The following is a 21402-nucleotide window of genomic DNA, read 5'->3' as shown; positions in this document are numbered from 1 at the left end:
TGACACAATTCTTTTATTGTTTTATAATATTTTAACAACTGTATGTTTTGTTTTTCTATAAGGAAACAAATAAATTACATAAAGGAGGATTTTCTTATGAAGAAAGCACTAAAAATCTACATTTCTGTAGACATGGAAGGAATGGCAGGTATCACTTCTCCATCTCAGGAACGCGATGAGGTTCCTTCCTTCCGCCGCGCTTTACACAATCAGGTACGCTGGATCATCGAAGGAATTCATGCTTCCTCCAGAAATGATGAAATCGGGGAAATCACCATTTCTGATTCTCATGGAAGCGGAACGAACCTTTCTTATGATGAACTTTGCCAGATGGATGAACGTATCAGCTTAGTAAGCGGTTCTCCAAGAAGACAGTACATGATGTCTTGCCTGGATGAAACCTACGATGTTGTATTTCTGGCCGGATATCATGCCGGTCCGGGAGAAGATTTCGCCAATATGGATCACAGCTTCTACGGAAGAGTTGTTTCCAGCCTTAAGATTAACGGAGCCTATATGAACGAAAGTACAACGAACGCAGCACTTGCTGCTTCTTATAAGGTTCCGGTAGGGCTTATCATCGGTGATTCCGGTCTTCGCAAACAGCTTATAGACAAAGAAATGATGCCATGGGTAAAATTCGTAACAACTAAAGAAGCTCTGTCACGCTATGCAGCAAAATTCCCACCACAAAAAGTTCTCAGGGAAAATACGATTTCTGCAGTAAAAGAAGTTCTTGATTCCGATTTAAGCAAAATTCCTTTATACGAAGTTGCGACTCCGATCAAGCTGGGATTTGAATTTAAATCAACAGCAATGGCCGACACTGTTGCACAAATTCCTCGCATGAAACGCTTAAGCGGTACAGAAGTAGAAATCACATGCGATAACATGCATGAATTAGAATGTGGCATCTCTGCAATTACCGGTCTTGCAGGAACAGCTAACTAAAAATTTCGAAGGAGAAAAAGAAAATGGGAAAATATAATTTTGATGAAATCATCGACAGACGCGGCACATCTTGTAATAAATGGGAATACAATGTTCCGGAAGATGTCGTTCCGATGTGGGTAGCAGACATGGATTTTGCAGCAGCTCCGGAAATTCGCGAAGCAATGCAGAAACGTTTAGATCATCCTGTTTATGGATATACTCATCACAGCAAAGAATTAAAAGATGCCATCGTATCCTGGGTAGGAAGACGTTATCACTGGAATATCCAGAGTGAATGGTTAGGCTTCAGTCCAGGCGTTGTTCCTGCTCTTGTTATGAGTCTTTTATCCTTAACAACACCTGGGGATCGTATTGTGATCATGACACCTGTCTATCATCCATTCTACTCTTCGATTGAAGAAAATGGACGTGTTATCATTAATCATCAGTTAGATTGTGATAAAAACGGATATTATTCCATTAACTTCGAGCGTCTGGAAGCACAGATCGACAACCGCTGCAAAGCGATCATGATGTGTAATCCTCATAATCCGGCTGGTCGTGTATGGACAAAAGAAGAGCTTTTGGAAGTTGCTAAAATCGCCGAACGCCATGAGCTGTATATTATTTCCGATGAGATCCATGCAGATTTCGTATATGGCGGAAAACACCATACTCCGATGGCATCTGTATCGGACTATGCTATGGAACATACAATCACAGCTTTTGCACCGAGTAAAACCTTTAATGTTGCCGGTCTTTGTCAATCTTATGTTGTTATTCCGAACAAGAAATTATACAATGCGTATGACGCAACCTATAATGCGTTTGATCTAGGAGATAATGTTTTCGGTATGACAGCGCTGACTGCCGCATATACAAAAGGCGAGGAATGGCTTACAGAAATGCTTCAATATCTCGAAGCTAACAGAGATTTCACCGTGGAATATATCAGAGAAAATATTCCGGAAATCAGCGTCTGGTCACCTGAAGGAACATATCTTCTGTGGCTTGATTGTTCAAAACTTAATCTGGAAAATGACGAGTTAAATCAATTTTTCTTAGAAAAAGCAAAGGTAAAAATGAATCCTGGATATCGTTTCGGTGCCCAGTGCAGCACTTATATGCGATTAAACATTGGCTGTCCACGCGCGCAACTTCAGGAAGCTCTTACCCGTATTGAAAAAGCAATCAAAAACTGCTAGTTTTTATACTTGAATTGCGAAAGGAGGGGCGGGACCATGTATGGAAGCCGAATTCGCGAAATGCGAAAAAAAAGAGGACTCACGCTCAAAGAGGTAGCTGAAGCTACCGGATACACAATAGGTCATATATCACAAATTGAAAGAGATTTAAAATCTCCTTCACTCGTAGCACTTAGAAAAATTGCAGCCTGCTTAGATTGTTCAGAAGTATGGTTAATCATGGGTGACTCTGAACTCTCTGTTGAGTCATCTGAAGAGAAAAATAATTCAAAAGAAACTTATTTAGTGAGAAAAGAAAAACGAATTCCAATGAAAATCCCGGAAATCGATGTTTCCTACTCCATTTTTACACCTTCTAAACTTCCGGACTCAAAAGAAGCACAAATGACCGGACTTATTGTGAGATTAAACCCTAACACCTGGGTGACTGAGCAGATGATTTCACATGGTAATTATGACGAGAGTCTCCTGCTCCTAAAAGGGGAACTGGAACTCCGTATGGATAACAGTACTTATGTAATCCACGAGGGTGACAGTTTCTATATTCCTAAAAATTGTTTACATAACTACATGAATACATCAGATGAAGAAGCGACTATAATTGTTTACTTTTCACAATTAGTTTATTAAGGAAAACACGATTATGAAATATATTATTGATGCACATTTTGACTTACTCAGTGATGTCGCTGTACGCCGCAAAAACGGCGAGCATAAGGTCATTGAAAGATTATACTATCCAGCTTTTAAAAAAGGAAACGTGACGGGAGTCGTTGCCTCCCTCTTTGTAGATAGCCAGTACCTGCCTTATGGAGGTATTTCAATCGCTATGGAACAGATTGCCGCTCTCCACTGTGAGATAAGCGAAAGTCCGGACCTTCTTATGCTTTGCACGAGCGCAGATGACTTTGTAAAAGCTGCTTCGGAAAATAAAGTCGGTATCCTTCTCTCGTTTGAAGGAGCAGAACCGGTAAGCTCCTGCCTCATGTTACACGCATTCTACGCCGCAGGCGTAAGAGGACTGGGACTTACCTGGAGCCGCAGAAATATGGCAGCTGACGGCTGTGATTTTACCGGGAACGCCAAAAAAGGCGGTCTGACCGACTTTGGAAAAATGCTTGTAAAAGAAGCTGAATCCTTAAACATGATTATTGATCTCAGCCATTTAAGTGACGAGGGCGTGGATGATGTCTTATCCATTACCTCCTGCCCACTAATCGCATCGCATTCTAATGCACGGGCAGTTGCTCATAACAACAGAAATTTAAAAGACGAGCATTTAGCAGAAATTTCCAGACGCGGAGGTGTGGTAGGACTGAATGCCTGCAGTATCATTAACGCAGATGCCGGCAGCACAGCTGATCGCCGGCAAATGCTTAGACACTTAGATTACATGATTAAGGTAATGGGAGAACAGCATGTCGGTTTCGGATTTGACTTTTGCGATCTCTTCTTAAAGAACAGTTCCGCACAAGACTTATCTCTGATGCCGGAGTATCCTTTCGATATTCTGTCCGGCGGTCACGCAGACATTCCGGATTTCCTGCTGGATATGAAAGAACATAATTATTCAGATGAACGGATTTCTCTGCTTTCAGGCAAAAACTGGCTTTATGCATTCGAAAAAATTCTAAAAAAATAATTTATCAGAAGGAGTATTTTTGTAATGAATTCAAATATGACAGAACAATTAGATCAGCTTTTCCGTATGTGGGATCGCGGTCTTTGCCCTGGCGCTCAGGTATTGATTCGCCAGCACGGTAAAACTCTTTACGAAAAATGTTTTGGATATGGAAATCTTGAAAATAAATTAAAAATCCATAAAGAAAGTATTTTCCATGTCGCATCGATTTCCAAAGAATTTACCGTTATGTCTATTCTTCTTCTCTGGAAAGAAGGAAAGCTGGATTTAGAAGACGACATCAGGAAATATTTAAATGAATATATCAACATTGAAACACCGATCACGATCCGCCAGATGATGAATAATGTCAGCGGACTTCGCGACCAGTGGGAACTCTTATTTTTACGCGGTATCAAGATCAACGATCAGATTGACATGGATGATATCAATACAACGATAGCTCTTCAGAAATCGCTGAACTTTGAACCGCAGTCACAGTATTTATACAGTAACACCGGGTTCCACTTATTGGCACTTATCGTTGAAAAGCTATCGCAAATGAGCTTCCCACAGTTTGTAAAAGAACGTATTTTCAATCCACTCGGAATGACACATTCTTTTGTTCGTGAAAGCTTTACACAGATTGTTCCGGATCTTACTTACTCTTACCAGGACGAAGGCAATGATACTTTCTACTATAATCCACTGAACTACGCACTTTACGGACCAACCTCTGTAAATACCTGTGCTTCCGATCTCTGCAAAGTATTAGATGAGTACATTCATCCAAATGTGATCGATCCTGAAATTATCGAGCTTATGAAGAAACCTGTCCTTCTCAGCAATGGCAAAACGGCTGAATACTGCGGCGGACTTATCACCCATAAGCTTCATGGTCTGGATGTATTCGGACATGGCGGTGCCGATGCTGCATACCGTGGTGAAATTATTTGCATTCCGGAAAAAGAACTGGAGCTTGTACTGATCAGTAACACCACAACTTACGCAATGTCTAAGCTTGCCGATAAAGCTGCCTGCATCGTACTCGGATTACCGGATTGTACCGAACCAGCCGTGCCGGAACATGAAAATGCACCTGCTCGCAGCGGTGTATTCCTGACAGCACTTCCGGATGATCCAATGTTTGTTGATATTGCAGAGCAAAACGGTACCTTCTATATGCAAAGAGAATGGTGCCGCACAGAACTGGTAAAAGAAGAGGATGGCGGTTATCGCATTGGTTCATTAGACGAAAAGATCTACTTCACAGATAAGGAAATCCTTTATCGACTTCCTGCCCGTGTACTTACATTGACCCCTGCCAAGCCTGCAGATCCGGCACTTTTCCAGGAAGGAACCTATTACAACGATGAAACCGATTCCTTCATGAAATTAGTGAAAGTTGAAAATACATGCGAAATCCATATGCGTCGTTATGGGAAAACAACACTTTATCAATCAGGATCAGGAAGTATTATCTTCCGAATGGATGCAAATCTTGTAATGTATGTAAAAGCTGAAAATGATACCATCATTATGGATGGCGGCCGTGTAAAACATATCATTTATCAAAAACAATAAATTAACAGGACGCATGAAAAAACGAAAGCTTTTTCATGCGTCCTGTTGCTTATGGATACAATAACAGCTGTATTACACAAACAAAACTGTTTTCAGCATACTGACCGGATCACATCGCTTTTGATGTGCTCTTTTACACTTTCTAATTCTCCAGATACTTCCGTATCCGATCTTCCTTCAACTGTTCCCCAATCACGATCACAACCTCCTGCCCGTCTCCGATCGGCTTCATACTGATCTCATGACCGGTTGCATTCAGCTGCATCCAGCTTCCTGCATCATCTTTCACAAATCCCTTCACCCGGAAAATACCGCCACATTCCGGATCCTGCATCATCTTCGCAACCTGCGTCTTCAATTCATCTGCAGAAATTTTTAATTCCATAAAATACAACGAATCAAAACCTTTTTTCTCATCCAGCTCCATCTTCCGATAATTTTCTGCAACATAACCGCCCTTTAAGATCTTATCAAAATCCTCTTCCGAAAGCTCTGCTCCATCTTTTCTCATGATTTCCTGATCCAGCCTTCGCTTGCACTGAACCTGTTCAAGCGCTCTGTTCAAATGTTCAATTGTATTTTCAATCTGTTCTTTTGTTGCTTCTTCTGCCCTGCTGAGGATAATGCTTCCTGCATTTGCAGCCTCGGACGCAAGCAGATAGTCTGCTTCTTCTGACAATTCCGGCTCCAGTTTTGCGTCAACGATCGCAATCACATTGCCAATCTCATACCACTTATCCAGTGGTTCATCGTGAAGAACGTCAAAAAATTCGTCTACATCATAAATCCCGGACGGTTCAACAATTACTCTGTCATATCCGCACATTCCCATTGCGATCAGCTTCGTCCGGAAACGCCGCCTGTGCGTCTCTTTGTCGCACCCACCGGAAATCATTTCAAGCTCACAGTTATCTCCCATCAGGTCCTGCAAAAGAAGCATATCTACATTTACCGCACCAAAATCATTCTCAAGGATGCCAATGTTCATTCCTTTATCCAGAAGATATTTTGCATATTTTTTAATAAACGTTGTCTTGCCGGAACCTAAGAAGCCGGTGATTAAATCTATTTTTACCATCGCTAATCTTCCCCTTTGATTTTTTAGTTCTTCAAAAATTTTCTGCTGTAATTTTACTTCCTTCTCTCTACTTTTAAGATAATAGCATATTTTTTTAATTTCTTAAAGGAACTCAAATAAAGAACTCAAACAGAAACTTAAATTTTGAGTTCCTATTTGAGTTCTTTTCATTTTTTCTAAAAAATCATTTTCCTTTTTACTTTTCTTCTTTCTTTATCCCAGCCTTCTCCAGAATCCCATTCCACATTTGCTCCCGCTTTTTCTCCCGTTCTGCCTTTCCGTCATTCCACTTCTGTATAAATGCCATCTGTTCCAGATCATCTCGCTCTTCCATAAACAGCCTCTCTTTCTTACATTTATTCAGATGAATTATTTCCTGTACCTGACTATTATATGCATGTCCGCAATGATTCTTTCCACTTTGCACGTTATATTTATAAGCAAGAAAAATCAGGTACCACACCAGACACCTGATTTTCTCTCACTTATTCACTCTTTAATTTTCTCTTCTTTCTTCCCCAGATATACATGGACAGTACAATCGCCACGCAATCCGTAAGTGCCTGTCCGTAAATGACTCCGTTTAATCCGAGCACTGCATTCAGCAGATACAGTAAGGGAATCAACAGAAGTCCCTGTCGGAGCACCGACAGAATCGTTGCCGGAAGCGCATCTCCAGTAGACTGCATGCAGTTCATATTTACAAAAAGGATTCCGATAAACGGTCCAGAAAGCATATATGCGACCAGCATTTTCACGCCATAATATATAACGTCTTTATCGTTGATGAACAGGTGGATAATTGGTTCTCGAAAAAAGAAAAATAATGCCGTCGCCAGGATTCCAACGACCAGACAGCATTTTTTCGTAAAACAGTCCACTTCCATAAAACGTTTCTGGTTGCCTGCCCCAAAATTGTAACCCATCAGCGGCTGCACACCGTTGGCAAGCCCCATTTGAAGGAAGGTAATAAACATATTTGCCTTGAATACAATTCCAATCGCTGCCACCGGTGCATTTCCGTATTTGACCAGAATCTGATTCAGCACGATCGTTGATACACTCATCAGTGCTGAAAAAATTGCGGTCGGAAAACCGATCGAACATACCCTTGATAAAACCTGCTCTCCGCATTTGAAATACTTCGGACTGACGGAAAAGCTTTTACTCTTTTTCATGAAATACCAGAGATAATAAATGCTTGCCAGAATATTGCCGATTGTTGTCGCAATCGCAGCCCCTGCCGCCCCCATTCCAAGTCCGCTGATAAATACCGGATCCAGAACAATGTTGACAACTGTACCGATCATGCTTCCGATCATCGCCTCACTGCTTGCACCTTCCGCACGAACGATAAAGCTTGCCGCTGCTGACCAGATGATAAATGGTGCACCATAGGAAACGTGAAATGTATAACCTTTTGCCATCTCATAAGTCTGACTGTTCGCACCAAATGTGTAAAGGATCGGTTTCATAAAGAAAATCAGGATCAAAGCAAATAAAATCCCGACGATCAGTGATGCATAGGTTACAAATGCCGATGTATTCTTTACCCGTTTCTCATTTTTTTCTCCCATCGCCATAGATGCAACGGCACTTCCACCCATACCAAACATATTTGCAAATGCCATCAGTAAAATAAATATCGGATTGGTCAGACTGACCGCTGCTACCTGCAGTGGATCCCCAGTCTGTCCAACAAAAAAGGTATCTGCCATATTGTAGACAACCGTGACCAGACTGCTGATCACGCTTGGTATTGCCATCTTCGCAACGGCTTTTGACACCTTCATACTTCCCATCAGTTCATTTTCATTCATCTGTCCGTCCTCCGTGTTGTTTTTTTTTGCCTGCGTTTTTCTTTACCGTATTCGCAGGAAAAGTATCCAGATTCTGCAACATTTTCTCTGCGATCCGCAGAAATTCCTGCCGTTCTTCTTTTGTCACTCCCTGCAGCAAAATCGTTTCCGACTCTTCGATCTCACTCTTAAGCACAGCTTCTATCTGCTCTGCTTTTTCAGTAAATACGATTTTCTTATATCTTCCATCATTTGGATCAGTCTCTCTTTTTATCAGTCCATTTTTCTCCAAAGATTTCAGTGTCTCTGTTGCCGTGGAAGGACGAAGTCCGAATTCCTGTTCAATATCCTTCTGATAGACAGATCTGTTCTGAGATTCTACTAAAATATAATTTAAAATATTCCCCTGTGCACCGCTGATCCCGATTGTTTCCTGGATTGCCCTGGACCGTCTACGGAGACGGTTGGAAATCTGATTGATCTTCTTTCCTGTCTGCATGATAACCTCCCTTGCACTTATGATATTTTACTTTATCATTTTTTGCATTAAATACTTCGTTTCCTAAGTATTTTAGGGCAGATTTTAAAAAAAGTCAATCAAAAAAAGAGACAGCCCATCATTTTGACAAGCCATCCCTTTTCGTCATATTTTATAAATCCTACGCTTCAGACTCTTTCTTAGCTCCAAAGTAAGCCTTCAGAGAATTGATCACAATAACAAGTCCGAGTGCCATCAGCAGAACTGCGATGATCAGCTGCAGTCCTTCTACAAGGAAAGTAGCGGAACCTGCTGCATATGCTTTTACAAGTCCGATGGTTCTCTCTACCAGTGCGGTTCCTGTTACACAAAGCATGATAATCAGCGGTGCGAACAGCATCTTGTTGCTTCTTCCTGTTACCTTCATGAATACACAAAGTGTTACAAGTACAAGTGCTGACAGTAACTGGTTTGCTGATCCGAACAGTGGCCAGATATTTGCATATCCGATACGTGTCAGAACGTAAGCACATAACAGAGTCACGATTGTTGAGAAATATGTATTGCAAAGGAGTTTTCTCCATCCTTCTGCATGTTCCATATCATCTACACTGAAAAGTTCCTGGAAACTCATACGTCCGATACGTGAAACAGCATCCAGACTGGTAAGTGCAAGTGCAGATACACACATGGTCATGAAACACTGTGCGATGTAAACCGGAATACCGAACATTTCAAAGAATCCTGCAACACCGCTTGAGAATACCTGGAATGGTGTTCCGGCTGCCGGTGTTCCGTCTGCTGCTGCAGCTGCACCAGCTACGCAAAGTGCGATAATTGCAAGAAGACTTTCCAGAACCATTGCTCCGTATCCAACCTTCAGCATATCCTTTTCATTGGATACAGTCTTAGATGATGTACCTGATGAAACAAGGCTGTGGAAACCTGATACAGCACCGCATGCCACGGTAACGAACAGGATTGGGAACATATCTCCAAGTGTATCATTGTGGAAGCCTGTAAATACCGGAAGGTTCATGGTTGGATGTGCAACCAGAAGTCCCAGTGCAGCTCCTACGATCATACCGATGAACATATAAGTTGTCATGGTATCACGAGGCTGCTTTAAGATCCACATCGGAAGTACTGCTGTAAAGAAGATATATACAAATGTAATGTAAGTCCATGTATCTTTTGTTGCTGTGATCGGTACTAACATACCAAGACCAAGAGCAGCTACTGTAAATACAAGACCAACAACTGTTTCTTTCCATCCGTGAAACCGGAATTTTTTCTGTACCAGACCAAAGATCATAGCAAATACGATAAACAGCAGAGAAATGGTTCCTGCAGCTCCGTTTGTCTTTGCTGCATCTGCAAGTTTTACGACACCGTCTACTTCTGTGTAAGCGTTAAATGTACCTGCAACCATATCTGCGAATGCTGCAATTACAAGAAGTGTAAACAGCCAGCAGAAAAGCAGGAATACTTTTCGTCCGAATTTACCGATATACTTTTCGATCAGAAGTCCCATAGACTTTCCTTCGTTCTTTACACTGGCATACAGTGCACCAAAGTCTGTAACAGCACCGAAGAAAATACCTCCAACGATGATCCACAGGAATACCGGAACCCATCCAAATACCGCCGCCTGAATTGCACCTGTAACAGGACCTGCACCTGCAATTGACGAAAACTGATGACTGAATACGGTCCATCCGTCTGTCGGAACATAATCCTTTCCATCTTCAAATTTCTTTGCCGGAGTCTCTGCTTTGGGATCGATTCCCCACTTATTAGCGAGCCAGCGACCATAGAATACATATGCACAGCTAAGAAGTACTGCTGCGATCAATACGATAACTAATGTATTCATACTAATCCCTCTCTTTCTCTTCCAGTTAAAATAATTAAGTTTTAATAAGATAACTAAAAATTTTATTAAATTATTATAGTGGTGTTTTAACTCTTTAAAGTCCTTTTGTCAATGGACTTCTCGCAATTTCGGCACGTTCACATGATTTTTTAGAGTATGCTCTGTTTTTTTGTGCATTTTTCCATACTCCGCGTTACAAAAACATATGACCGTTTCTCGAAAGCATTCCTGTAATATACAATTTGTCCATGACACCTGCTTCTGACTCCAGAATATGACCGAATATATTTTTATATTGATATTGACATTTTTTCCCAACCGAACTATACTAAATTTTGTAAATGAAACGGGGAGCTTGTTTGACAGGCTGAGAGGAAGTTCAGAACTTCGACCCATATACCTGATTTGGATAATGCCAACGTAGGAACGTATATTTTGATGATAACGGGAGATACATTGGTATCTCTCTTTTTTTGATATGCGACGTCAAATACCGTCAGCGTACTCTGATGATATTTGAGAAACAGGATTTCTTATAATAATATGAAATGATACCAGGGTCAAAAGGTCAGAAAGCTGATGCAAGCTTGCTTGCAAGAGGATTTTTGACCTCTTGACCCGCCAAAAACATGGGTAAGTAGCCATTTTTCAAAGAAAAATGAGCGGATTACGAATGTTTTTGAGGATTGCGAGAGTGCAAAGCACGTAGCAATCTGGTATCAAAGGGGTCAAAATACCTTTTGACCCCAACATCATGAAATTCCACATTCAACCAGGGTTTACACAAAAATGAATAAGGTAAAGTTGAGATTGGGCGAGAGTTCATGAAGGGGTACACCACCACGGGTGTAATTCTTTGTGTACTCTTTTTTCATTTTTAAGAACTTTTCCGTTTTGAAAGGAGGTTTTTCCATGATTACAGTTAATGGTAAAGAAGTTACTCTGACCGGACCGCTCAGTGTTGCGGATTATCTGGAACAAAACAATTATCAGATCAAACGGATCGCCGTTGAAATGAATGGTGATATTTTACCAAAATACAGCTATTCTGACACCATGCTCAAAGACGGGGACCGTCTGGAGGTTGTAAGTTTTGTAGGAGGAGGCTAAGAAATCATGTATCATACACTTACAAAAGAAGAAATCTACACCGCCCTTGACGAGCGACATTCACCGGAGACGCAGAAGCTTCTCTCGGCAGGAAATGTAGCGATCGCAGGGCTTGGCGGCCTTGGCTCTAATGTTGCTTATGCGCTTGCACGGATCGGTGTCGGTCATCTTCACCTGATTGATTTTGACGTAGTTGACATTACCAATCTGAACCGCCAGCAATATTTCATGGAGCATATCGGAATGTACAAGACCGATGCCCTGAAATCCCTGCTTCTGAAGATCAATCCGTATCTGGATATCCGCACGGACTGTGTAAAAGTTACGGACGATAATCTGCAGGAATTATTTGCAGATGCCACAATTGTCTGCGAAGCTTTTGATAATCCGGAAGCCAAAGCAATGCTGGTCAATGGAATTCTGGAACATTTCCCAGAGAAAAAGCTCGTATCCGCAACCGGAATGGCCGGCTATGGAAGTAGCAATACCATTATCACAAAACGGATCATGAAAAACTTTTATCTGTGTGGTGATGGCGTGACAGCACCAACTTACGGTCATGGACTGATGGCGCCGCGTGTTGCCATCTGTGCCGCACATGAAGCCAACATGATCACGCGGCTGATCCTCGGTGAAGAAGAAATTTAAAAATATAAGAAAGAAGGAACTTTATTATGAGTACAAATGAAGATAAATTTATCCTGGGAGGTCATGAATTCACTTCCCGTTTTATTCTCGGATCCGGTAAATTTTCTCTGGATCTTGTAAAAGCCTGTATCGAAAAAGCAGAAGCTCAGATCATCACACTTGCCCTGCGTCGTGCAAATGAAGGCGGTCTTGCAAATATCCTGGACTATATTCCGGACAATGTAACCCTGCTCCCAAATACATCCGGTGCACGTAATGCTGAGGAGGCAGTCCGTATCGCCAGACTTTCCCGTGAAGTCGGATGCGGCGACTTTGTAAAGATCGAAGTCGTTCATGATTCCAAATACTTGCTTCCGGACAACTACGAAACCATCAAAGCAACAGAAATCCTTGCAAAAGAAGGCTTTGTTGTCATGCCGTATATGTACCCGGATCTGAATGCTGCAAGAGCACTTGCTGATGCCGGAGCTGCCTGCATTATGCCGCTCGGCTCTCCAATCGGTTCCAACAAAGGGCTCAGCACAAAGGATTTCATCCAGATCCTGATTGATGAGATCGATCTGCCGATCATCGTTGACGCCGGAATCGGTCGCCCTTCCCAGGCTTGTGCAGCCATGGAAATGGGTGCTTCCGCTGTCATGGCAAATACTGCTATCGCAACTGCAGGAGATGTTCCTGCCATGGCAGAAGCTTTCAAGAAAGCCATCGAAGCCGGACGCAGTGCTTATCTTTCCGGACTGGGACGCACCATCGAAAGAGGCGCAAGCGCATCCTCACCTCTGACAGGATTCTTAGAGAATTAGGAGGCAGTCAAAATGGAAAATTCACATATCAACGAAAGTATTTTAAGTGAAGAAATTCTGGAAGACCAGAAGAAAAACCGCATTGATCATATGACTTACCTTCCGGGAATGGAAGATATCGGATCTGACGTAATGGATCAGGTCATAAGTGCCATGAACGCTTATGATTATGAAAAATATACCGAAGCTGACGTAAGACGCGCCATTGCGCATGACATCCGTACACCGGAGGATTTCGCTGCACTTCTCTCACCTGCCGCACTTCCTCTTCTTGAGGAGATCGCACAGGCTGCACAGGCAGAGACACGAAAACATTTCGGAAACAGCGTCTACATGTTTACTCCGATCTACATTGCAAACTACTGCGAAAACTATTGTATTTACTGTGGTTTCAACTGCCACAACAAGATCAACCGTGCACAGTTAAATGAGGAAGAAATTGAAAAAGAAATGGCAGCCATCGCCAAAACAGGTCTTCAGGAGATCCTGATCCTGACCGGTGAAAGCCGTAGCAAATCCACGGTGGAATATATCGGAAATGCCTGCAAGATCGCCCGTAAATATTTTAAAGTCATCGGACTTGAGATTTATCCGGTCAACTCGGACGAATACGCATTCCTCCACGAGTGCGGTGCCGATTATGTAACCGTATTCCAGGAGACTTACAATTCTGACAAATATGAAACCCTTCATCTTGCCGGACACAAACGGATCTTCCCATACCGTGTCAACGCCCAGGAACGTGCACTGATGGGCGGCATGCGCGGTGTCGGATTCGGAGCACTTCTCGGACTTGATGATTTCCGCAAGGATGCCTTTGCAACCGGATACCATGCTTATCTCCTGCAGAGAAAATACCCACATGCCGAAATCGCCTTCTCCTGTCCGAGACTTCGTCCGATCATCAACAACGACCGGATCAATCCGATGGACGTCCATGAGCCACAGCTCCTTCAGGTAGTCTGCGCTTATCGTCTGTTTATGCCATTTGCAAGCATTACGGTATCCACAAGAGAATGTGCGCGTGTAAGAGACAATCTGGTACAGATTTCTGCAACAAAAATCTCTGCCGGAGTCAGCACCGGAATCGGAAGCCATGTGGATGATATTGAGGATAAGGGAGATGACCAGTTCGAGATTTCTGACGGACGTTCCGTAGATGAGGTTTATCAGGCACTTCTTTCCAACAATATGCAGCCGGTTATGAGTGATTATATCTATGTATAGAGATCTTATTGCCGTAACAAACCGCCATCTCTGTTCCCGTCCTTTTACAGAACAGATTACCCGTGTCTGCAAGCTGCATCCGAAAGCTCTGATCCTGCGTGAAAAAGATCTGCCGGAAGAGGAATATTTTTCTCTTGCCCGGCAGGTGAAGGAAATCTGTGAACAGTTTAAAGTTCCGTTTATTCCGCATTTTTATCCAGCCGTTGCGAGAGAACTCGGCTGCGACAGGCTACATTTACCACTTCCACTTTTGCTTGAAAATCCGAAAGTGGTTTCCGATTTTCATACAGTTGGAACTTCCATCCATTCTGTTTCTGAAGCAGTCGAAGCGGAAAAGCTGGGAACTTCCTATCTCACAGCAGGACATATTTATGTTACCGACTGCAAGAAAGGGCTCCCGCCACGGGGACTTCCATTTCTGCAGAATGTATGCCAAGCTGTGCAGATTCCGGTTTATGGCATTGGCGGAATCAAAATTGATGAAGCACAACTGCACGAACTGAAAAATGCCGGTGCTGCAGGAGGTTGTGTGATGTCAGGGATGATGCACGTCTGACCGGTCATTCCTCAAAATAAAAAAGGCACTATGCAGGGTAGCATATCAAACTGATATTGTCACCTTGCACAGTGTCTTTTTTATTTCACCCGAAGTTGCACTTCTTTGCCTTCTTCTACTTTTATATTTCTGTCTGTCCGTACAATAATATGTTCATGATTCATTGTTTCAACATAATACTGTCTGTAAAACCCAAGAAATTCTTCCTGTCTTACAATTCCTTTCACCGAACCTTCTGCTGCAAATTCCAGTTCCTCCGGTCTGCAGCATATTGTATTTCCATGGATATCAGCAAAACGGTTGGATATTCCAAGGAAATCTCTTGCAAAATCATTCTGTGGATGCAGATACACCTCTTCCGGCTTTCCAATCTGAACCAACTTTCCCTGATCCATAATAGCGATCTGATCTCCAAGTACCATTGCCTCTTCCTGGTCATGCGTTACAAAAACCATTGTAATTTCATATTTCTTCTGGATTTCACGGATTTCTTCTCTCATTTTTACCCGGAGTTTCGCATCCAGATTACTAAGCGGTTCATCCAGAAGAAGCACCTTCGGTTTTGTGATCAGAGATCTGACCAGTGCTACTCTCTGCTGCTGTCCTCCGGAAATTTCCCCAATCGATGACCCGGCATATTCTTCCATATCTACGATTTTCAGATATTCCATACCCATTTCTCTGGCTTCTTTTTTTCGGATGCCACGGAACTTCAGACCATAGATCACATTTTCCAGAACACTCATATGTGGAAATAATGCATAAGACTGAAAAACAGTCGATACCGGACGCTTCTCCGGAGCCAGTGTGGTGATATCCTGGCCATCAACCAGGATCTGCCCTTTATCTGTTTTTAAAAATCCACTTATCATTTTGAGTGTTGTCGTTTTTCCACAGCCGGATGCTCCCAGAAGACACAACAGTTCTCCCTTTGGAAGGGAGAGTGATAAATCTTTTACTACTTCTTTTTCACCAAAACTTTTACTTATGTTTTTCAGTTCTAAATACACGTTTCTTTTTCCCTTTCCATGCAACAATTATTGAAAACAGCACATTTACTGAAATTGTGATCACAATAATAAATGTCGCAATCATAGATGCTTCTCCATACCGACCTGTGTTAATGCAATCAAATAATGTAAATACTGCAATCTTCTGTCCCGGTGTCACCAGGAAAATAACTGCTCCTGCTGTAACCATCGCACTTGTAAAATTATTGATAAATCCCGTTGCAAATGCCTGCTTTACATTCGGAAGAATGACATCTTTCATTACCAGAAATTTATTCGCTCCAAGATCCCGCGCTGCTGCATCAAGCTCTGTACTGATCTGCAAAAGGGAGGATGCCGAAGCCTTCGTTGTAATTGACATCTGTTTATAGATCATATTCAAGATAACAATGACCGCTGTTCCGGTAAGTTTTAACGGTTCATGATTAAATGCCAGAATATATCCGATTCCAAAACAACTTCCTGGAAGCATATACGGAAGTGTAATAATAAAGTCCAGTACTCCGCCAAATTTTATCTTTCGTCTTTCAATATAATACGAAAGTAAAATACCGATCAGACTGCCGACTATTGCTACAATAAGCGCATATTCCACACTTCGGATAAATGTATCCATATTCCGTTCCAGAAGTGCGTCCAGATACATCGTTGTAAATGTGATTTTCCCACGTAAATTTCTACTGAAACTGTTTAGAAAAATGGATCCGTATTCAAGCGCCATCATTACAAAAAAGATACCTGCGCCCAGCCATACAATCACTGCTGACAGCCCACGAACCCGGAATGTATCTCCCGCTTCTACCGTCTTATTACTGTTTCCGCTGATGACTTTTTCATTTTTCTGCATTAGATAGCGGTACAGGATAAAAACAAGAATTGTCGGGATCAGAAGCAGTACATTAAGTGCCGCACTCTTATCCAGTCTGGAATATCCGATTACCTGCATATAAATTTCGGTCGAAACTGTTTCAAAACGCCCACCTATTACAACAGGCGTTCCGAAATCAGCGATTGACCGGATAAACGAAAGCAAAAAGCAGCTGAGCAGTACCGGTTTCAATAATGGCACAACAATTCTCCATAATGTATAACCGGAGGACGCTCCAAGGTCAAAGGATGCCCGTACAAGCGACATATCCATCTTCCGAAGCATTCCGATTATCATCAGTGCATTTAACGAAGAAAAGAATAATGTCTGCATTACGACAACGCCAAGCCATCCATACGGGTTCAGCGAAAGACCGAAAACGCCTTTTGTGATCAGACCGTTCCTTCCGAAAAGCTGGATATAAGCGAGCGAGGCTATAAACGGCGGCGAAACCATACTGATAAGCAAAATGGCTTCCAGAAATTTGCCGGCTTTCTTCCCTGCTGTCCATACGCAAATGGATACGAACAGGCCCAGAATCGTTGAAAAGAATGCAGATAATACACCTACAAAAACACTGTTTTTTACAAGCAGCAGATTGTCACTGAAAATACTTTTGTAAACTTCTGTCGAAAATCCTTCTTCTCCCACAAAACTCTGTCTGATCATACAAAGAAGTGGATACAGAATAAAAAGCAATACACCTGCTACCAGTACTGCCAATATGAAATAATCCAATATATTATAAAAATGGGCATCATAAAATGATGCCCGTTTTTCTCTAGGTTTTCTATTCTTCACCTTTATCTCCCATCAAAGTATTCCACTTATCAAGAATTGTAGTTCTTTCTGCTCCAAAAAGTGAAAGATCTTCTTTCATCAGTTTGCTCTGGTCAAAATCGAGTTCAAGTCCTTCTATACTTGGTTTTACTAATAAACAAGTATTTTTATGATCGATTTCTGCAAGCATCTTCATATTTTCATCATCTGAGAAGAACCATTTGATAAATGCTTTTGCTGCTTCTGTGTTTTCTGCATTTGCAAATGCTGCAACACCTTCCGGAACATATGGCATTCCATCTGTCGGATATACAACTTCAACATCTGCCTGTTCTTTCAGTTCATCTAAAGTTCCATCAATATAAGTAATCCCGATTCCAACTTCACCGGCTGCAGTCTTAGTGCTCGGATCAGAACCACGTTTTGAGTAATAATCTACATTCTTATTCAGATCTTCAAAGTATTTCCAGCCTTCTTCTTCTCCCTTTGTCTGAAGAAGTGCATTTACTACTGCGTAGTTTGTTCCTGAAATAGCCGGGTTAGACATCAGAACTTCACCCTGATATTCTTCTTTTGTAAGATCATCCCAGGACTTTGGAGCTTCAAGTCCTTTCTCTTTTAAGATATCATTGTTAACAATAAATCCTACAACTGTAACACCTTTAGAGAACCAGTAATTATCACTGTCCTTATATTCCGGTGCAAGATCATCTGCTGCATCAAAATCTACCTTTTCAAGAAGGTTATTATCTTTTGCATCCATAAATGCATCGATTCCGCCCCCGAACCACAGATCAGCTGCCGGTGTTCCACCTTCTGCTTTAAGCTTTGATAAAACTTCTCCTGAAGACATGGAAATAAATTCTACCTTCGGTCCTACTTCTTCTGTAAACTTATCAAATAATGGCTGATAAGCATCACCTGTTGTAACAACCTTCAGAGTTCCTTCCAGTTTCTTTGTCTCTTTGTCGTCTTTCTTGGTTTCTTCTTTTTTTGTAGTCTCTTCCTTTTTATCTGAGCTTCCACAGGCTACCATACCTGCTGCCATTGATACTGCAAGGAGAAGAGCTGCAAATTTTTTCATTTTTTTCATAATGTTCCTCCCTTTAACATATCTCTGATATTATTCCGACATGCTTTTTACATTCTAGCACCAGATATTTTAATTTTCAAATTGTTTTTCTCTATAGATAATCATTCCTATAGTTTTTATCTATTTATTTTATTTTTATTTTCTATAAAAGAAATGCATGTGGGATACTGTACTGTCTTTACCGTTTTATTCAGTAAAAGCATTTATATCCTACACGCACTTCGTTTTACTCTCTTTTATAATTATCCCGCCAGATGAAGCACTCCGATCAGCAGAATACCACACAGTCCATAGTAAGCTACAACCGCAACAAGGTCGTTGATGGTCGTAATAAGTGGTCCGGATGCTACCGCCGGGTCGATATTGATCTTCTTGAAGAACAGAGGAATCAGTGTACCCACCGCACCGGAAATTACCATTGCCACCATCAGAGACAGACCGATACAGCCGGATACCGCATACGCGAATGTCCAGGTCTTTCCTTTGAAAAGTGCAATATAAAGTCCTAATACGAGAAATGACAAAATTCCAAGAATCGCACCATTTGAAAATGCGATCCGCATCTCTTTGAATACCAGTTCTACTTTCTGCTTTCCTGTCAGTGATTCATCCATCAGAACACGGATCGTTACCGCCAGTGACTGGGTACCGACGTTACCTGCCATGTCCAGGATCAGTGACTGGAAACACATAATGATCGTCAGCTGACTTACTACCTGCTCAAATACACCTACAACAGAAGATACAACTGTTCCCAGTGCCAGCAGAACAAGCAGCCAAGGGAGACGTTTTTTCATGCTCTCTTTGAGTGGCTCTTTCAAATCTTCTTCTGCAGTCAGACCAGCGAACATCGCATAATCTTCACCCATCTCATCATCGACCAGATCTACAATGCTCTGGGATGTGATAACACCGAGAAGTTTATTATCGTTATCCAGGATCGGAATAGAATTTTCCGAATAATCTTTCAATTTTTCGATACAGTCATCGATCAGCTCATGACCGTATACATATGGATATGATGTCACGATCAGATCCTCAAGACGTGTATCCTGTCTTGCCGTGATCAGATCCTTCAGATCCATCGCACCGTAGAAGGTGTGATCCGCTGTCACCATAAAAATTGTAGAAATATTGTCATTTTTTGCTGCCTGACTGACAAGTTCGGTCATCGCCTGCTTTACAGTAAGATTCTCTCTGATCTCAATGTAATTCGTGGTCATTCTTGAACCGATCTCTTCATCATCGAATGCAGCAATAACTGCCATATCCTTTCTGGCTTCATCATCCATCAGCTCTAGCAAAAGAGCTCTCTTTTCTTTTGGAATCATCCGCAGTACATCTACAACCGCATCTGTTTCCATTCTGGAAAGAATTGCTGCTGCTTTCCGCACATCCATCTCATCCAGATATTCAGCAGCCTGCTTTTCATCGATATACTCGAAGATATCCGCAAGCATGTCCAGATTCAGAATCCGGCACAATTTCCGCCGCTCTGCAACGGAGAGATCCGGGAATACATCTGCAAGGTCATTCTCATGGTAGTCTTCCAGTTTATTTCTCATAATTCCCGGAGAGGCATTGCTTCTTACAATGCCCAGGATCTCAGCTCTGTAGTCCTGGTAGTCCTGATAATCCTGTGTATTTTCCATAACTTTCGCCCTCCTTATCCTTTTTCCAGCACAAAAACATGCAGAATCAAAGTCTAAAATTCTCCACATTTCTGTCTTTCATCCAATATTCAATTATGAATGTCAATACGGGAAAACAGGATAAGAAATGCTATACGAACAAACAGAATGAACTGCTGCCATTTTCCCATCCTGCGTATATACTTCGCCCATGACTATCACAACTGTCCATTCTGTTCACCTGCCTTTTGTTTGAATTTGATTAAGAAGTTTTCAACTTCCTACGCTATTATAATACCTTAGTCTACAAAATTCAAACCTTTCTGTTTATAAAATTATTTTTTTATCAACTTTTTTCTTATTTTTAACATGAAATAAAAATCAACTGTTTTTTCGCTCCTCTTTACTCCTCTGCTTCCACTCATACATCTGTAAATCCGCTTCTTTTACACAGCTTTCACAATCATTCTTATCCGGATCAAATCTGCTGTAGCCGACAGATACATACGGAATCCTTCCCTCATAGCTCTGTCTGTTCATAAGTCCTGTTATTACATCTGTCTTCACGATAATACTGCTATAATAAATATAACCATCGCCAGGCAAATATAATCCGTCCGTACCTTACTGCTTATCATCCCAAACATAACACCAGAGTTTAAGAAAAAGAGTATCGTTCCCAATACAATACGATTACTATTCTGATATCTCCCTCCGAACTTCCATGCCTGAACAACAAAATATAAACTACAGCCGAAATAAAAAGCAATATATGCCCAATAAAATCTTTCATGATAATAATTGCTCTGCGCATCAATATAATAAATCTATCCGAAATATACGGATAAAATTTCAATCAGTGCATATCCACCTACCAGAAACGCAAAAATTCTCTTTTCTTCTGTCTTTCAATCAGGTCATTTCTTCCAATCATAAGGCTCATGACCAATATCGCTAATATAACCAAATAAATCTGGACCGTATACTGTTCCATCTTTTTACAACTATCCTTCCGCTTTATTATCATTACATTATATGCGATTTTGAAGAAAACATGAATATTATTTATTATTTTCTATCAAAAAAGGCAGAGATTTCATTC

The 21402-nt window shown here is 41.5% G+C and carries 20 protein-coding genes and 1 riboswitch; of the genes, 10 read left to right on the top strand and 10 right to left on the bottom strand.

What is annotated here, in order from left to right:
* Nucleotides 1–96: 96 nt before the first annotated feature.
* The 5 genes from PGU50_RS07110 to PGU50_RS07090 are packed head-to-tail and all read left to right on the top strand — an operon-like array spanning nucleotide 97 to nucleotide 5343.
* Nucleotides 97–951 (top strand): M55 family metallopeptidase, encoded by an 855-nt coding sequence (locus PGU50_RS07110; RefSeq protein ID WP_243000077.1) that lies wholly within the window; start codon nucleotides 97–99, stop codon nucleotides 949–951.
* A gap of 23 nt (nucleotides 952–974) precedes the next feature.
* Nucleotides 975–2138 carry a MalY/PatB family protein gene (locus PGU50_RS07105; protein ID WP_195502201.1) on the top strand — a complete coding sequence of 388 codons (1164 nt, stop codon included), beginning with the start codon at nucleotides 975–977 and terminating at the stop codon, nucleotides 2136–2138.
* 36 nt (nucleotides 2139–2174) lie between these two features.
* Nucleotides 2175–2768 (top strand): helix-turn-helix domain-containing protein, encoded by a 594-nt coding sequence (locus tag PGU50_RS07100; protein ID WP_117836131.1) that lies wholly within the window; start codon nucleotides 2175–2177, stop codon nucleotides 2766–2768.
* Nucleotides 2769–2781: 13 nt separating this feature from the next.
* Nucleotides 2782–3780 (top strand): dipeptidase, encoded by a 999-nt coding sequence (locus PGU50_RS07095; RefSeq protein WP_270246529.1) that lies wholly within the window; start codon nucleotides 2782–2784, stop codon nucleotides 3778–3780.
* A 24-nt stretch (nucleotides 3781–3804) separates the two neighbouring features.
* Nucleotides 3805–5343 (top strand): serine hydrolase domain-containing protein, encoded by a 1539-nt coding sequence (locus PGU50_RS07090; RefSeq protein WP_195255341.1) that lies wholly within the window; start codon nucleotides 3805–3807, stop codon nucleotides 5341–5343.
* Between the two features lie 142 nt (nucleotides 5344–5485).
* Here the strand turns inward: PGU50_RS07090 and PGU50_RS07085 are convergent, their stop codons facing one another.
* From PGU50_RS07085 to PGU50_RS07065, 5 genes are all read right to left on the bottom strand, one after another.
* Complete coding sequence (locus PGU50_RS07085; RefSeq protein WP_270246527.1) at nucleotides 5486–6421, bottom strand: GTP-binding protein; 936 nt, start codon at nucleotides 6419–6421, stop codon at nucleotides 5486–5488.
* A gap of 196 nt (nucleotides 6422–6617) precedes the next feature.
* Entirely contained in the window at nucleotides 6618–6755 is a 138-nt protein-coding gene (locus PGU50_RS07080; RefSeq protein WP_022219980.1) for a hypothetical protein, read from the bottom strand.
* A gap of 151 nt (nucleotides 6756–6906) precedes the next feature.
* Complete coding sequence (locus PGU50_RS07075) at nucleotides 6907–8241, bottom strand: MATE family efflux transporter (protein WP_117824436.1); 1335 nt, start codon at nucleotides 8239–8241, stop codon at nucleotides 6907–6909.
* Nucleotides 8234–8719, bottom strand: a complete 486-nt coding sequence (locus tag PGU50_RS07070) for a MarR family winged helix-turn-helix transcriptional regulator (RefSeq protein ID WP_270246526.1) — start codon at nucleotides 8717–8719, stop codon at nucleotides 8234–8236. Before PGU50_RS07070 ends, PGU50_RS07075 begins: the two co-directional genes overlap by 8 nt.
* 160 nt (nucleotides 8720–8879) lie before the next feature.
* Entirely contained in the window at nucleotides 8880–10574 is a 1695-nt protein-coding gene (locus tag PGU50_RS07065; RefSeq protein WP_195250498.1) for a carbon starvation CstA family protein, read from the bottom strand.
* 339 nt (nucleotides 10575–10913) lie between these two features.
* A riboswitch (TPP riboswitch) is annotated at nucleotides 10914–11018 on the top strand.
* Between the two features lie 468 nt (nucleotides 11019–11486).
* On the opposite strand from PGU50_RS07065, the gene thiS reads away from it, so the two are divergent.
* From thiS to PGU50_RS07040, 5 genes are read left to right on the top strand one after another with little or no spacing between them, the layout of a single operon-like run.
* Complete coding sequence (gene thiS, locus PGU50_RS07060; RefSeq protein ID WP_008368609.1) at nucleotides 11487–11684, top strand: sulfur carrier protein ThiS; 198 nt, start codon at nucleotides 11487–11489, stop codon at nucleotides 11682–11684.
* Nucleotides 11685–11690: 6 nt separating this feature from the next.
* A complete protein-coding gene (thiF, locus tag PGU50_RS07055; RefSeq protein ID WP_008368611.1) occupies nucleotides 11691–12332 on the top strand; it encodes a sulfur carrier protein ThiS adenylyltransferase ThiF in 642 nt (213 codons plus the stop codon).
* 26 nt (nucleotides 12333–12358) lie between these two features.
* Nucleotides 12359–13135 carry a thiazole synthase gene (locus PGU50_RS07050; RefSeq protein ID WP_117824433.1) on the top strand — a complete coding sequence of 259 codons (777 nt, stop codon included), beginning with the start codon at nucleotides 12359–12361 and terminating at the stop codon, nucleotides 13133–13135.
* Nucleotides 13136–13147: 12 nt separating this feature from the next.
* Nucleotides 13148–14362, top strand: coding sequence for a 2-iminoacetate synthase ThiH (thiH, locus tag PGU50_RS07045; RefSeq protein ID WP_022219951.1), 1215 nt, complete (start codon nucleotides 13148–13150; stop codon nucleotides 14360–14362).
* Nucleotides 14355–14918 (top strand): thiamine phosphate synthase, encoded by a 564-nt coding sequence (locus PGU50_RS07040; RefSeq protein ID WP_117836143.1) that lies wholly within the window; start codon nucleotides 14355–14357, stop codon nucleotides 14916–14918. The genes thiH and PGU50_RS07040 overlap by 8 nt, the downstream gene beginning before the upstream one ends.
* A gap of 80 nt (nucleotides 14919–14998) precedes the next feature.
* Here PGU50_RS07040 and PGU50_RS07035 read toward each other — a convergent pair whose 3' ends face one another.
* The 5 genes from PGU50_RS07035 to PGU50_RS07015 form a co-directional block, all read right to left on the bottom strand.
* The gene (locus PGU50_RS07035) at nucleotides 14999–15928 is read right to left on the bottom strand and encodes an ABC transporter ATP-binding protein (RefSeq protein WP_117824431.1); all 930 of its coding nucleotides are present in this window, start codon (nucleotides 15926–15928) and stop codon (nucleotides 14999–15001) included.
* Nucleotides 15900–17597 (bottom strand): ABC transporter permease, encoded by a 1698-nt coding sequence (locus PGU50_RS07030; RefSeq protein ID WP_195250499.1) that lies wholly within the window; start codon nucleotides 17595–17597, stop codon nucleotides 15900–15902. Before PGU50_RS07030 ends, PGU50_RS07035 begins: the two co-directional genes overlap by 29 nt.
* Nucleotides 17587–18660: an ABC transporter substrate-binding protein gene (locus PGU50_RS07025; RefSeq protein ID WP_055296616.1), complete on the bottom strand. Its 1074-nt coding sequence runs from the start codon at nucleotides 18658–18660 to the stop codon at nucleotides 17587–17589. Before PGU50_RS07025 ends, PGU50_RS07030 begins: the two co-directional genes overlap by 11 nt.
* A gap of 251 nt (nucleotides 18661–18911) precedes the next feature.
* Nucleotides 18912–20321, bottom strand: a complete 1410-nt coding sequence (gene mgtE, locus PGU50_RS07020) for a magnesium transporter (protein ID WP_022219946.1) — start codon at nucleotides 20319–20321, stop codon at nucleotides 18912–18914.
* A 360-nt stretch (nucleotides 20322–20681) separates the two neighbouring features.
* Nucleotides 20682–20867, bottom strand: coding sequence for a hypothetical protein (locus PGU50_RS07015; RefSeq protein WP_044998506.1), 186 nt, complete (start codon nucleotides 20865–20867; stop codon nucleotides 20682–20684).
* Between the last annotated feature and the right edge of the window lie 535 nt (nucleotides 20868–21402).

It is taken from the genome of Coprococcus sp. AM11-30B, from assembly GCF_027674365.1.
Lineage (GTDB): Bacteria > Bacillota > Clostridia > Lachnospirales > Lachnospiraceae > Allocoprococcus > Allocoprococcus comes.
This window is presented reverse-complemented; position numbering and strand designations above follow the sequence as displayed.

Excerpts from the sequence above, each read along its gene's own strand:
- PGU50_RS07105 (WP_195502201.1), top strand. The coding sequence starts at position 975 with ATGGGAAAATATAATTTTGATGAAATCATCGACAGACGCGGCACATCT.
- PGU50_RS07050 (WP_117824433.1), top strand. The coding sequence starts at position 12,359 with ATGAGTACAAATGAAGATAAATTTATCCTGGGAGGTCATGAATTCACT.
- PGU50_RS07100 (WP_117836131.1), top strand. The coding sequence starts at position 2,175 with ATGTATGGAAGCCGAATTCGCGAAATGCGAAAAAAAAGAGGACTCACG.
- thiS (WP_008368609.1), top strand. The coding sequence starts at position 11,487 with ATGATTACAGTTAATGGTAAAGAAGTTACTCTGACCGGACCGCTCAGT.
- mgtE (WP_022219946.1), bottom strand. The coding sequence starts at position 20,321 with ATGGAAAATACACAGGATTATCAGGACTACCAGGACTACAGAGCTGAG.
- thiH (WP_022219951.1), top strand. The coding sequence starts at position 13,148 with ATGGAAAATTCACATATCAACGAAAGTATTTTAAGTGAAGAAATTCTG.
- PGU50_RS07080 (WP_022219980.1), bottom strand. The coding sequence starts at position 6,755 with ATGGAAGAGCGAGATGATCTGGAACAGATGGCATTTATACAGAAGTGG.
- PGU50_RS07090 (WP_195255341.1), top strand. The coding sequence starts at position 3,805 with ATGAATTCAAATATGACAGAACAATTAGATCAGCTTTTCCGTATGTGG.
- PGU50_RS07095 (WP_270246529.1), top strand. The coding sequence starts at position 2,782 with ATGAAATATATTATTGATGCACATTTTGACTTACTCAGTGATGTCGCT.
- PGU50_RS07070 (WP_270246526.1), bottom strand. The coding sequence starts at position 8,719 with ATGCAGACAGGAAAGAAGATCAATCAGATTTCCAACCGTCTCCGTAGA.
- PGU50_RS07075 (WP_117824436.1), bottom strand. The coding sequence starts at position 8,241 with ATGAATGAAAATGAACTGATGGGAAGTATGAAGGTGTCAAAAGCCGTT.
- PGU50_RS07040 (WP_117836143.1), top strand. The coding sequence starts at position 14,355 with ATGTATAGAGATCTTATTGCCGTAACAAACCGCCATCTCTGTTCCCGT.
- PGU50_RS07025 (WP_055296616.1), bottom strand. The coding sequence starts at position 18,660 with ATGAAAAAATTTGCAGCTCTTCTCCTTGCAGTATCAATGGCAGCAGGT.
- PGU50_RS07065 (WP_195250498.1), bottom strand. The coding sequence starts at position 10,574 with ATGAATACATTAGTTATCGTATTGATCGCAGCAGTACTTCTTAGCTGT.
- thiF (WP_008368611.1), top strand. The coding sequence starts at position 11,691 with ATGTATCATACACTTACAAAAGAAGAAATCTACACCGCCCTTGACGAG.
- PGU50_RS07085 (WP_270246527.1), bottom strand. The coding sequence starts at position 6,421 with ATGGTAAAAATAGATTTAATCACCGGCTTCTTAGGTTCCGGCAAGACA.
- PGU50_RS07110 (WP_243000077.1), top strand. The coding sequence starts at position 97 with ATGAAGAAAGCACTAAAAATCTACATTTCTGTAGACATGGAAGGAATG.